At 30.4% G+C, this 13,191-nt stretch carries 11 protein-coding genes; 4 read left to right on the forward strand and 7 right to left on the reverse strand.

Annotated features, from left to right (window positions below; translation table 11 throughout):
* Positions 1–188: 188 nt before the first annotated feature.
* Positions 189–806, forward strand: coding sequence for an XRE family transcriptional regulator (locus ABIN73_08335; GenBank protein ID MEO0269729.1), 618 nt, complete (start codon positions 189–191; stop codon positions 804–806).
* Here the strand turns inward: ABIN73_08335 and rsmG are convergent.
* Positions 803–1,354 (reverse strand): 16S rRNA (guanine(527)-N(7))-methyltransferase RsmG, encoded by a 552-nt coding sequence (rsmG, locus tag ABIN73_08340; protein ID MEO0269730.1) that lies wholly within the window; start codon positions 1,352–1,354, stop codon positions 803–805. The genes ABIN73_08335 and rsmG overlap by 4 nt on opposite strands.
* Before the next feature lie 52 nt (positions 1,355–1,406).
* Here rsmG and ABIN73_08345 point away from each other — a divergent pair, with 52 nt between their 5' ends.
* The gene (locus tag ABIN73_08345) at positions 1,407–2,330 is read left to right on the forward strand and encodes an isoaspartyl peptidase/L-asparaginase family protein (protein ID MEO0269731.1); all 924 of its coding nucleotides are present in this window, start codon (positions 1,407–1,409) and stop codon (positions 2,328–2,330) included.
* Positions 2,331–2,390: 60 nt separating this feature from the next.
* Complete coding sequence (locus tag ABIN73_08350) at positions 2,391–3,401, forward strand: carboxypeptidase-like regulatory domain-containing protein (protein ID MEO0269732.1); 1,011 nt, start codon at positions 2,391–2,393, stop codon at positions 3,399–3,401.
* Between the two features lie 35 nt (positions 3,402–3,436).
* Here the strand turns inward: ABIN73_08350 and ABIN73_08355 are convergent, their stop codons facing one another.
* Genes ABIN73_08355 through ABIN73_08375 form a run of 5 tightly spaced genes read right to left on the reverse strand, consistent with a single transcriptional unit; the run spans position 3,437 to position 10,471 of the window.
* The gene (locus tag ABIN73_08355; protein MEO0269733.1) at positions 3,437–4,633 is read right to left on the reverse strand and encodes a nicotinate phosphoribosyltransferase; all 1,197 of its coding nucleotides are present in this window, start codon (positions 4,631–4,633) and stop codon (positions 3,437–3,439) included.
* 27 nt (positions 4,634–4,660) lie between these two features.
* Complete coding sequence (locus ABIN73_08360; protein ID MEO0269734.1) at positions 4,661–6,949, reverse strand: vitamin B12-dependent ribonucleotide reductase; 2,289 nt, start codon at positions 6,947–6,949, stop codon at positions 4,661–4,663.
* Between the two features lie 47 nt (positions 6,950–6,996).
* A complete protein-coding gene (gene ahcY / locus ABIN73_08365) occupies positions 6,997–8,226 on the reverse strand; it encodes an adenosylhomocysteinase (protein MEO0269735.1) in 1,230 nt (409 codons plus the stop codon).
* 9 nt (positions 8,227–8,235) lie between these two features.
* The gene (locus ABIN73_08370) at positions 8,236–9,309 is read right to left on the reverse strand and encodes a hypothetical protein (protein ID MEO0269736.1); all 1,074 of its coding nucleotides are present in this window, start codon (positions 9,307–9,309) and stop codon (positions 8,236–8,238) included.
* Positions 9,310–9,322: 13 nt separating this feature from the next.
* Positions 9,323–10,471: an NAD(P)/FAD-dependent oxidoreductase gene (locus ABIN73_08375; protein MEO0269737.1), complete on the reverse strand. Its 1,149-nt coding sequence runs from the start codon at positions 10,469–10,471 to the stop codon at positions 9,323–9,325.
* Positions 10,472–10,493: 22 nt separating this feature from the next.
* Here ABIN73_08375 and ABIN73_08380 point away from each other — a divergent pair, with 22 nt between their 5' ends.
* Positions 10,494–10,880: a hypothetical protein gene (locus tag ABIN73_08380; GenBank protein MEO0269738.1), complete on the forward strand. Its 387-nt coding sequence runs from the start codon at positions 10,494–10,496 to the stop codon at positions 10,878–10,880.
* Here the strand turns inward: ABIN73_08380 and ABIN73_08385 are convergent.
* On the reverse strand, positions 10,877–13,141 hold the full coding sequence (locus tag ABIN73_08385) for a M14 family zinc carboxypeptidase (GenBank protein ID MEO0269739.1): 2,265 nt from the start codon (positions 13,139–13,141) through the stop codon (positions 10,877–10,879). The genes ABIN73_08380 and ABIN73_08385 overlap by 4 nt on opposite strands.
* Positions 13,142–13,191 lie beyond the last annotated feature (50 nt).

A 13,191-nucleotide genomic window follows, 5' to 3' on the forward strand; every position in this document is an offset into this window, starting at 1 on the left:
TAGAAAAGGGATTTGAAACTATAAATTTATTTAAATCAAGAGGCTTTTCTTCATAATCCCTTGCAGGCGAAGGAAAACCAGTATAAATAACTTTTACTCTTTCCATATTTTAATTTTAATCCAAATTGGATAAATAATTCAAATTAATCCGAATTGGATAAATTTAAATTTTTATTGTATAATTAAAAATGGATATTATTGGGAAAAAAATAAGGGAATTGAGGGAAAATAAAGGTTTGACGCAGAAGGAGTTTGCTTCTTTGCTTGGTTATAAGTTGCTTACAGTTTCAAGGTGGGAGAGGGGAGAAAGGAAGCCCTCTTTTTCTGATTTAAAGAAGCTTTCGGATATATTTGGAATAAGTATTTCTTATTTTTTAGAGGAGGAAAAGTTTTTAAATTTGCCTTTAATGGGTAAGGTGGGTGCTGGTAAAAAAGAAATTTATTTTGATTCAGCAGAAAAGATGAAAGAAATTGAGTTTCCTTTGTCTATTTTACCTGAGCGTATAAAAAAAAGAATATTGAAAAATAAAGAAAAATTTTTTGTTCTTCAAGTAAGTTCTGATAGTATGGAGCCTTTGATAAATGAGGGTGATTTTGTTGTAATTGAAAGGGGTGAATATACTCCAGGAGATATTGTACTTGTGAGAATTGGTTCAGCAGATTATGTTTTGAAGAGATTAGTAAAAAGAGAAAATGATTTTTTTCTTGTTTCTGAAAACAAAAAGTATGGAATTTTAAAACCAGATGAGGAAACCCATATAATGGGGAAGGTAGTTTTTGTTTTGTCGTTGAAATTTTTTGATTAAATCCTAATAATTCCTATTTTTATTTTTTTTCCTGTCCATTTATTTATGAAAGTTTTATATTCAAATTTTTCTTCCCTTTCAGGTAAAACTGGATAAAAGTAACCTTTTAAATTTTTTTCTCTTAAAATCTTGAGTAACTCTATATAACCTGCTCCTCTTGATACAAATTCAAATTCATTTTTTTCCTCAAAATCTTTCAAATCACAGTTATAGATTTTTACATTTAAAAGATTAAGTTCTCTTTTAACTTTTCTTAAAAATTCTGATTTTTTTTGGTTTCTTTCAATTAAGTAAAGTTCAAAATCTTTTTTTACAATAGCAAGGACTATACCTGGAAAACCTGCTCCAGAACCAATATCAACAATTTTTTTTCCTTTTAAAATTTCTAAATAAAAAAGTGATTCTGTAATATGTTTTTCATATATTTTTTCTATATCTCTTTTGCTTATAAGGTTTATTCTTTTATTAACTTCTTTTAAAATTTTTACAAATTTTTCAATTTTTTCTTTAATTTCCTTATTATTAATTGTTTCTAAATAGTTTTTCATTTATAAATTTTCCTATAATTTTCAATTCTATTCAAAAAGGAGGGAAAAATATATGGAAAATTATGGTATTATTGTTCATGGAGGGGCTGGAAAACACAGAAACAAAAAGGAAGCTATAAAGGGAGTAAAAAAAGCCTGTGAAAAGGGATTCAGTATTTTAGAAAAAGGTGGTTCCGCAATTGATGCAGTATGTGCTGCTGTTTCAGAAATGGAGGATAATCCTTATTTTAATGCTGGGTTTGGTTCAGTTTTAACAATAAGGGGAACAGTGGAACTGGATGCGTCAATAATGGTTGGAAATACCTTAAAATTCGGAGCAGTTGCAGGGATAACTGGATTTAAAAACCCTATTCTTATTGCAAGAAGAGTTATGGAAAAAACACCGCATCTTTTGCTTATTGGCAAAGGAGCAGAAGAGTTTGCCTTACTTGAAGGTTTTAAAAAGACAAATTTAGTCAGTAAAGAAAGGTTAGATTTTTACTTTAAATTTTTAAAAAATAAAAAAAGTTTTTTAAGAAAGGAAATGACGGATATTTTAAAATGGGCTAAGGATAAGTATGAGATTCTTGTGGGTGATACTGTCGGTGCTTGTGCTGTTGATAGCAGAGGTAATATTGTTTCAGGGACTTCAACAGGAGGTATTTTTTTTAAAATGGAGGGAAGGGTTGGAGATACTCCCTGTCCAGGATGCGGAACTTATGCTAATTCTTTATGTGCTGTTTCTGCAACCGGAATTGGTGAAGCAATAATGAGAGTTGTTCTTTCAAAATTTGTTTGTGATAGAGTGGAAGAAGGTATTAATGTCAAAGAAGCCTGTATAAAGGGTATTGAAATTCTTGAAAAAAATACTGGTGGAAGAGCAGGTGTTATTGCTATAACAAGGGATTGTGAGTTTGGTTATTTTATGAATACAGAAAATATGCCTGTTGCCTTTGCAAGTAAAAAGGATAAGAAAATTAAAGTTGATGGAATTTGATTATATAATTAAAATATAATTTTTGAGGTTCAATTCCTTATTTTAAAAAAGATTTTTCTTATGAGGTTCTTTTTAGTAATATCTGTAGTATTTTCTTTTGTCATTCTTTTTAGCTGTAAAAAGAAGGTAATAAACGGACTTATTACAAGAGGTTCTATTGAAGGTTATATTGCTACAAAAAATGGTCTTTTTCCCCTTGGCGGGGTTCTTGTTTATATAAAGGAAAACTCAGATAAAAAAACCTATTCAAATTCTGAGGGATATTTCAAAATAGATGGTATACCAGCTGGTCAAAAAACAGTTGTTATAACAATAGGTTCAGTGAAAATAGAGAAACAAGTTAATATAGAGGATGGCAAAAATGTAGCAATAAGCACGAGACAGAATCCATTGAAACTTGGTTCTCACTTAAAAATAGCTGTTGTTAGAGGTTCCTATGATAGAATTGAAGAGATACTTGATACTATAGGTTTCAGAAATGTAACAGTTCCTGATACAGGTGCTTATGTTCTTTTTAATAATATTTCACAATTTCTTAATTCTCCATATTTGAATGATTTTAATGTGGTTTTTATAAACTGTGGAGCAGAGGATGAAGATGATTTTTATACTAACGCAGGAATGAGAGACAATATGAAATCATGGATTTCAAATGGACATTCACTTTATTGTTCAGATTTTGCTTACACTGTTGTTGAAGCTTGTTTTCCTCAGTATATAGATTTTTATAGAAATGATTCTATTGCCGGTTCTGCAAGACAAGGTTTTTCTACGGTAACCACTTCATTTATAAATGATGAGGAAATTAGAATTCATTTAGGTAAGGATAAAGCAAATATAAATTTTTCATTAGGTTGGGCTGTTATTAGTGCTATTAATCAAAGTTTAGGTTCCGAGACATGGATAACAGCTGATTCTGTTAGAACCTGGAATGAAAAGCTTTACAATGTTCCAATAATGGTTTATTTTTCTTATAACCAGGGTAAAGTTTTATACACTTCTTTCCATAATGAAGCTCAGGTAACAGATGATATGGTTAAAATACTTATAAGAATAATATACGAATTTTAAAAATAATTTTTTATTCTAAAGTGTATCGTGGATATTTAAAAACCGAGCTCTTCAAAAGAGAAATTTTGTAAATTTTCAATTATCTTTTTTCTTACCTCCTTCACATTTTCAAATTCATAAACAATTTTACCTTCTTTAATATACTGGATGAAAAGAGGTTCCATCTTCCTTTTACATTTGGGACAAATTAACTCATCTTTATTAAAGAGATCCACAATTATTTCTTTATCATTTCTGCAAATAAAAGGTTTTTTCTTTCCACCAAATTTTCCTTTTTTTGCGCAGGGTTTATTTTCTACTTCAACAATATCCATCGCATAATCAATAACTTTTGCATTTGATAGAGATGTTCCTACTCCAAATCCATCTGCTCCTGCTTCAGAAAGTTTTTTAACTTCAAATTCATCAAGACCACCAGAAATAAATATTTTAATATTTTCTTTTTCCCTTATTTTGAGTTCCCATTTAATTTCCTTTATTATTTTTATCAAATTACCCCTTCTTGAAGCCGGGGTATCAAGCCTCACACCCGAGAGATCCTTTATAGTCTCTGCTGCTTTTATGGCTTGGACCTTTTCATCTCCGTAAGTATCAATTAAGGCAATTCTTGGTACATTTTGTGGCATTTCCTCATCGAAAGCTTTCCAGGCTTCTTCTTCCCCCATTAATATTATGAGAGAGTGGGGCATAGTTCCTCTTGGATTTTCTCCAATTGCTTCTGCACCTGCAATGGAAGATACACCATCACAACCTCCCATAAATGCATAAAAATCAATAAAAGGAGCAAGGGCAGGATGCATTCTTCTTATTCCAAAGGAAAGTAAAATTTTATCACCTGCTGCTTTTCTTATTCTTATTGCTTTTGTCATTATACCCGAAGCATGACATATAAATCCAAGGAGAGGAGTTTCATATTCACAGAATTCTGTGTATTCACCTTCAATAGCCATTACAGGAATTAAAACTCCGTTTATATCAGAAGAGGGTATAATTTCCCCTTCTTTTATTCCCCAGAGGTTTATATTTTTACCTTCAAGTAATTTAACAACTTCTCTTATTCCTGCAAAGGCAAATAAAGGATAAGGAGGGGATGAAGCAGTAAATTCAGCAAAAACTTTCTTTTTTATATTTCTTTTTTGAAGTATATTTTTTGTTCTTAAAAAATAAATATCAGTCGTTTTACCTTCTTTTATATAATTCTCATTTGCTATTAAAAAGGGAAATTTTTCCATATATAATTTTAAGATAATTTGTCTTTTTTATGAGCATTTTGAAAATCCACAATGAGGACATGTGAGACAATCCTCAGCAAAAACCATAACTCCACCACATTCCGGACATATTTCACCTGAGGAAGTATGATTTTCCTGTATAATTCTTTTATGTTTTTTCTCCTCCGGGAAAATACCCAGTTGTTCTCCTTTTAAATGTTTTTCAAGAACCTTTCCAATTCCATCAGGACAGGATAATATAATTTCCCCGTCATCCCATGTTGGCATTGATCTTATGCCTTTTAACTGGTCAACAATTTCCATTGGGTCAATTCCTGACCTTAAAGCAAGTGATATTAACCTTCCAATTGCTTCTGTTAAGGCATTTGCAGAACTTCCACTTTTTCCCAGTTGAATAAAAACTTCATGTGGTCCAAGTTCATCTTCATTTATTGTAATATAAACAGTTCCAAGTTCGGATTTAATTTTATATGTTTTTCCTGAAACAACTTTGGGTCTTGGTCTTGGTTTTAATTTTTTAATTCTTTTTTCTTCCTCTTTTTTAGCTGTATCATAAACCTGTCCTGGTCTTGAACCATGTCTATAAACTGTTATTCCCTTACATCCAAGTTCATAGGCTAAAAGGTATGCTTTTTCTACATCATTGGGCTCAGCTTCTTCTGGAAGGTTTATAGTTTTAGAAACTGCGTCTTCAACATATTTTTGAAATGCTGCCTGAATTCTCACATGTTGTTCGGTTGTTATATCAAATGTAACCTCAAAAATTTTTCTTATATGTTCGGGAATTTCATCAATTTTTCTTATTGTTGGCATTTTAGATAGTGCTTCCATAAGTTCTTCTGAGTAAAATCCAAGTTCCTCTGCAGCTTGTCTGAAATATTTGTTTATATATAAAAGTCTTTCTCCACCCATAACATTTTTAACATAAACAAGAGAAAAGTTAGGCTCAATTCCAGCTGATGTATCAGCAATCATTGATATGGTGCCTGTAGGTGCAATTGTTGTTACCACAGAATTTCTTCTTGTTGAACCTTTAAATATACTCTTATCAATAGCAGGGAAAGGTCCTTTAATTTTTCCAATTTCATTTGAATAATAGTGAGCATTTTCCTGAATAAATTTCATTATTTCCTCTCCTGCTTTTAAAGCATCTTCTGAAGAATAAGGGATACCAAGTAAGTAAAGAAGGTCAGCAAATCCCATAACACCGAGTCCTATTTTCCTTGTTAACTTTGTTATTCTTTCAATTTCAGGTAAAGGATACATATTTGCATCAATGACATTGTCAAGAAAATGAACTGAAAGGTAGATTATTTCTCTAAATTTCTCCCAATCAATTCTATCCTTTACTTCTTCCCATTTTGCTGTTCTTCTGTGTTCGAGATACCATGGTGTTCCTTTAAAAAATTTAACCACATTTATAGAACCAAGATTACAGGATTCATAAGGCAATAGAGGTTTTTCGCCACAGGGGTTTGTAGCTTCAATTTCTCCCATTCCTTTTAAAGTATGAGTTTTGTTAATTCTATCAATAAATATTACACCAGGTTCTCCATTTTTCCATGCCTGATATACAAGTTTTTTCCATAACTCTCTTGGATTCACCTTTTTTATTACTTCACCATTTCTTGGATTTATTAAAGGAAATTCTTGCTCTCCTCTTTTAAGCGCTTCCATAAACTCGTCAGTCACAGCAACGGAAATGTTAAAGTTGGTTATTTTTGTTACATCATCCTTACAGGTTATAAATTCCTCTATATCAGGATGGTCTACTCTTAGAATTCCCATATTTGCTCCTCTCCTTCTTCCACCCTGTTTTACAGCTTCGGTGGCTGCATCAAAAACTTTCATAAAGGAAACAGGACCTGAAGCAATCTGTCCTGTTGTTCTTACAACATCTCCTTTAGGTCTTAATCTTGAAAAGGAAAAACCTGTTCCTCCCCCTGTTTTGTGTATTATTGCAGCGTGTTTTAAAGTTTCAAAAATTCCTTCCATTGAGTCATTAACTGGCAAAACAAAACAGGCTGAAAGTTGACCCATTTTTGTTCCTGCATTCATAAGGGTAGGGGAGTTTGGTAAAAAATATCCTTGTGACATAATATAATAAAATTTTTCTTCAGTTTCAGAGACTTTTTCTCTAAAAACAGGGTATTCCTTATCAACTTCGGCTATGGCTCTTGCCACTCTCTCATACATTTCTTTTGGAGTTTCTATTACTTCACCCTTTTCATTTCTTAAAAGATATCTTTTTTCAAGAACTCTTAAAGCATTTTCTGTAACTATAGGCTCTAAAAGCAACATTTTTTTATTTTCCATGATACTCTCCTTAAAATATTTAGGGGATTAGAACCCCTTTTTATATATTATGTTCCTTCTTCCCAGGATTCAAGGTATTTTTTTTGTTCTTCTGTTAACTCATCTATTTCTGCTCCCATGCTTTCTAATTTTAATCTTGCTATTTCTCTATCAATTTCAAGAGGCAGAGTATAAACTTTTTTCTCAAGTTTTTTGTAGTTTTTTACTATATATTCACAGGCAAGAGCCTGGTTGGAAAAGCTCATATCCATAACATCAGGTGGATGACCTTCTGCTGCTGCAAGATTAACAAGGCGACCTTCACTCAATAAAAAGATTTCTTTTCCATCTTCAAGGGTGTATTTTTCTACATTTTCTCTGATCTTTTCAATTTTTTTTGCAATTTTTTTAAGACCTTCAACATTTATTTCCACATTAAAATGCCCTGAATTTGCTAAAATTGCTCCATTTTTCATATTCTTTATATGAGGGATATCAATAACATTTTTATTTCCAGTTACAGTAACAAATATATCACCTATTAAACTTGCTTTTTCTATTTTCATTACATCAAAACCATCCATTTTTGCTTCAAGGGCTTTTATTGGATCAATTTCTGTAACAATAACTTTAGCTCCCATTCCCCTTGCTCTCATTGCAACACCTCTTCCACACCATCCGTATCCGCAAACAACAAAATTTTTGCCAGCAAGCAAAATATTTGTTGCCCTTAAAATGCCATCTATTGTGCTCTGACCTGTTCCGTATCTATTATCAAATAAATATTTAGTTCTTGAATCATTTACTGCTATTATTGGGTATTTAAGCACCTTGTTTTTTTCCATACTTTTTAACCTTATAACTCCCGTAGTAGTTTCTTCTGTTCCACCCTTTATATTTTTACCAAATTTTTCAAAATTTTGATGCAAAAAAGAAGTTAAATCTGCACCATCATCAAGAGTTATATCAGGCTCAATTGATAATGCTTTTTCAATATGCTCATAATATTCTTCCTTTGTCGCTCCATATTTTGCAAAAACTTTAATTCCGTATTCTTCTCTTAAGGCATGAGCGACATCGTCTTTGGTTGAAAGAGGATTTGAAGCACATAAGGCAACCTCTGCCCCTGCTTCTTTTAAGGTAATCACCAGATTTGCTGTTTCAGAAGTTACATGGAGACAAGCAGAAATTTTAATATCTTTAAGTATTTTATCTTTTTTAAATTTTTCTTTTATTGATAAAAGAACAGGCATATTTTTTTGAGCCCAGAGTATTTTGTTTAGTCCTTCTTTTAGCATATTTCCTCCTTATGGTTTTTTTAAATTAAATCCAATGAGAAATTCAATATTGAAACTTTTCGGGTCAATTGCTTTGTAAATGAGGTCATTGTTGGGAACAATTGTATCTCCTCCAATTTTTTCAAATGAAAAGTTTCTTAAAATCCTTCCAAGAGAATATTCTGTTTTTATTGATAGATTTATGTTATTTAGGTCCTTTTCAACTTTTAAAAAGGGGGATAAAAGGTAATCTATTGCTCTAACTTCTTTTCCGTATCTTTCTCTTTGCCATACAAGGAATATATCAAAGGAAATGCCTGTTCTTAAGAAATTGTTTAAAAGGTAATTTCCTTCAAGTGAAAGTTTTTGAGCATCAAGATTTTTTGATGTAGAGAAAAATATGCCAGGATTGAAATAAAAAGATGAAAAAGGAGCATGTATTTTAAACCTGAATCCAAAACCTGAAAGGAATATAAGACCGTCTTTTATATTCTCTTCCATTCCAAAATCCCCTTTTAATGTTTTTAAAGTTAGAAGGTATAAGGATAAAGATAAATTATAAAAAAAAGATACTCCCTTTATTTTCCTTAACTTTTCACCTTTTACAGGAGTTCTTTTTTTAATCAAAATTTTACCTAAGGATATATCTTCATAAACCTTTTCTATTTTTATATATCCGGATGGAGATAAAAAGTCCCCATATATGAATGTATCATCTTCCTTTATTCCTTTTAAAAATCCATTTTTTAATATCACTTTATTACCTTTAACTTCCTCCACCTCAGGGGGTTCGTAAAAAATTGACCTTAAAAATATTAAAACATTTTCACAGAAATCTTTAAGTGCTTCATTTATTCCATTATTTGAATATCCAGAGATATTTCTTGATAATTTAATCTCGTGTCTTTTTATATAAATAATTCCTTCAACCCAGAACTCATTGTCACTTTTTGATTCTTTTTCAAAAAATATTTCAAAACTATCATTGTAATTCTCAAGATATGTTCCTTTAATATTTTCTATAATTATATTTCTTCCTTTTTCATAAAGAGAATCAGAAAAATAGGTGCTTTTGAAAATATAAAAAAATAAAATATATAACATTTTTACCTCCTTTTTAATAGGAATAATTTTCTGAAAACTTAAACTCTTTTTGCAAATTTAAAAAAAATAAAAGGTTAAATGTAGAAAAAGGATTAAGAAATAAATATAAAATTGCTCTCAACCAGGGTGTTTTTGAATAAATTCTTTTATGCATTAATTTACCTATTTCATCCCATTCCTTTGAATTTTTTGAAAATAATTTATTTTGTTTATTCCACAGTGAATCCCTGAATAATGGTAATTCTTTTAATTTTTTATAATAAATTTCGTTAATTCCTTCTTTTTCAAAACAATCTATTAATATTTCAGCTGCAATTCTTCCAGTTGTGAGTGCACCGTGAATACCACCTGCAGTGTATGGATGGACTGCTCCTATTGCATCTCCGACCCTCAATATACCTTCATAATCCTTTGGAAATAAAGGTTTTGAAAAAGGAATTTTGCCTGCTATTCTTTTTACTTTTTCGCTGTTTTTAAATCCAAATTTTTCAATCAGTTTTTGAATTCCTTTTAAATTATTATTTTTTCCATAAAAACCAGTCCCTATTCCTGTTTCTTCATTATGAAAAAAAACCCAACCGTAGAATGGTTTGAAATCATCTCCAAAATAAAAATAAAGATACTCATCATCAAAACTATTCTTTTTAAACCTGTATTCTATAGCAACTATTTTCTTAATTGGAGGATAACTAATTCCCTTAATATCCTCATAATAACCAGTCGCCAAAATTATATACCTTGAATAATACTCACTTTTATTAGAAATTACTTTAAAATAATTTTGTATTTTCTTGATAGACAATACTTTTTCATTAGTTTTAACTTCAGTTCCTTTTTCTTTGGATAAATTTGCAAGGTATAGGTCGAATTTATTTCTTTTTATTAAGTAGCCTTCAATGGGGAAAATCAGGTAATATCCACTTGGGGTAAAGGTTTTGGAGCCTTTTATCTTTCTATCTATAAAAAAATCTTCTTTTTTTATTTTATTTTCATCAAAGGCAAATTCAGAAATTCCTTCTCCGCATTGAACCGGTTCTCCTATTATTTTTTTCTTTTCAATTAAAAGGGTTTTTATTCCTTTTTCAGAGAGTTTGAGGGAGGAAAAGGAACCTGAAGGTCCTGCTCCTATTACAATTACATCATAGATTTTGTTTAAGATCATATAAGTTAATTATAATCTATTTATGAAAAGATTTTTAATTTATTTTCTTTTTCTTTCTTCTTGTTATAAAACATCTTATTTTAATAATGTTGTTTTAAAAGAAGGTTCTTTCAAATCAAATTTTAAAAAAGTTGATGATGAAGAAATGATAAAAGATGCAAAAAACAAAATTGAGCAAAATTCCTATATATTTAAAAAAATCCTAAACCTTCTTTCTCTTGAAGATTCACTTTATCATAAGTTTAATTATTTATTCTCTGGAATTAGTGAGGATAAAAATAAAATTATAATTATCTATTTTTTAAGATTGAAAAACCCTATTTTTTCGGGTGTTAGGGTAGAGTTTGTTTATAATTTAAAAAATAAAAATTTTGAAACTATTTATTACCGTAAAGTTCCTTATGATTAATCTGCTATAAATTTCCCTTTTTTGTTAAATAGTTTTGTTTCTATTTTAAAGAAGTAAACTCCTTTTACAGAAGGTTTGAATCTGTATTCCTCACCTTTTTTCAGATATACAAAATCTTCCTTAATTTTTCTTCCATTTACATCAAAGATTTTTATTTTATATTCGTCTGAAATTTTTGCCTTTATTGAGAAAAACTTTATTGTCTTTACTTCAGGATATACACTTTCCCTTAAAATATCAGAGCCTTTTTCATAAACACTTATTTGAGGACAGTCAGCAAAATATGGTATTTTAGCAATTAAAGAAACATCATCAATGTATATTCCATCATAATTAGTAGAAGTATCACTCCACAATCTGAACCTTATATAAATTTGATTTCCTTTATAAGGTGTTAAGTCAAGAACTATTTTTTTCCATGTTGTTTGTGAGCCTGTAAAAGAAATTAGTGAATTCCATGTAGAACCATTTGTTGAAACTTCAACGTATGCGTAATCCCAACCTGATTCAATAGAATATCTTGTCCAGAATATAAGTTTAATTGAATCAACGTTAATATTGAGATCAATTGGTGAAGCGGTTCTTATCCAAGTATTTATGTTATCTCCATAATTTCCATTAGGACTATCAGTAAGACAATAAGAACCTGAATGAGGGTTATTTGTTGTTCTTTGCCATGTTTGAGGAGTTCCCCCTTGAATCCAGTTAGAGAGTCCTGTTTCAAAACCATCATAAAAAAGGATTATAGGTGTTCGGGGGTTACTTATGTAAAAATTGTATGCTCTTGAAAATCCTGGATTTCCCTGGATGGTTAAATTAAGGGGTAGAGCAGAAGAGTCAGGAAAAGAATCATGAACCACCAATTTAAATGGAATAGAGTTTGATACAGAATTTCCGGGAAATGCTGGTATATCTGGAAAGTTTATTAATGAATCAATTACTTTTGCACATGTTCCTGTTGATTTTAAAAGTCCTGTTACATTTGTTAGATTTCCATTTACTCCCCAGTTTCTTAACCAGAAAGTTAAATTGATTGTGTCTTTTCTATTAATAATTCTCTCCCCATTTTGGTCAACAAATTTAAAAGAATCTATTGTAATAAAGTGTCCAGCAGCTTTAAGAACAAACATATTCATTGGCAAGTTTTCATCTATCTGTTCCTTTATTATATTTGTATCAGGTTGCCAGAAATTTTCACCTACCTCAGGAGTAAAGGCTAAAATTTTTGGTTTTTCATTTTGTTCTCCATACATCCAGTCGTCAGAATCTCCATTTGCTGTATAAAGAAGTTCCCAAGCTGTTCCATATTCATAACCACTTCTTTTTGTCATTTCAATACTCATTGCTCTGAATAGTGCATCATCAGGTGTATAATATGTATCATAACCCCATGGGAAAAGTAATAAATTTGACCAGGAGTGATAATTTAATGCTATAACAGGTTTTATTGAATCACATAATTCTCTTATTGCTTGGGTCTCAGGTTCTGAGAAAGGATATGGTCCCCTATAAGTTTCATCAGATGGATAAGGTGAAGAACCGTTATTATCATATCCCCACATATAACCGTAATTTCTGTTTAAATCAACTCCGTATATACCACCACCATTATTTCTTCTATTTTTTCTCCACATACCGGAGGAGTAGGTTTCATTATAAACATAACCATCAGGATTAACTACAGGAACGATCCATAGTTCTCTATTATCAATAAGCCATGTTATATCAGGGTCAACTCCATAGTTATTAAGAAGATACTTAGCAAATTCAAGGACAATTGAGCATCCTATGGGTTCTCTTGCATGGTGAACTCCTGTTAATAAAACAGAAGGTTCATTTTCATTCTGTGTTGGATTATCAGAAATTTTCATTGCGTAAATTATTCTATTTTCCCATGTTGTTCCAATATTTAAAGGGGGAGTTGTAAGATTTGGAAAATTATTGTGTATTGTATTAAGAGCATTAACTGCTTCTGAATAAGTATAGTATGGACCAAAATTTATTTTATTCTGCATCTTATTTTTAAAATCTTCTCCAAGGTCAGGAATCTTTGTTATATAATCAATTCCATTTTTTTCAAGAAAATCTATAATTTTTTTATCGCAAACTCCTTCAAGTAGTCCTTTATTTCTATCATATCTTTTTATTTCCTGCAATCCATTTTGAAGAAGATAAGGAACAAGATTTTCCCCTGGAACAAAAATTTGTAAAACTGTTAGGTTTGAAGAAAAGATTAAAAGAGAAATTATAAAATTATACATATAAAAGGTTAATAATTTTTAAATGGGGTTCGGACCCTTTTACTTAAAAA

Source organism: candidate division WOR-3 bacterium (assembly GCA_039804025.1).
Taxonomy (GTDB): domain Bacteria; phylum Hydrothermota; class Hydrothermia; order Hydrothermales; family JAJRUZ01; genus JBCNVI01.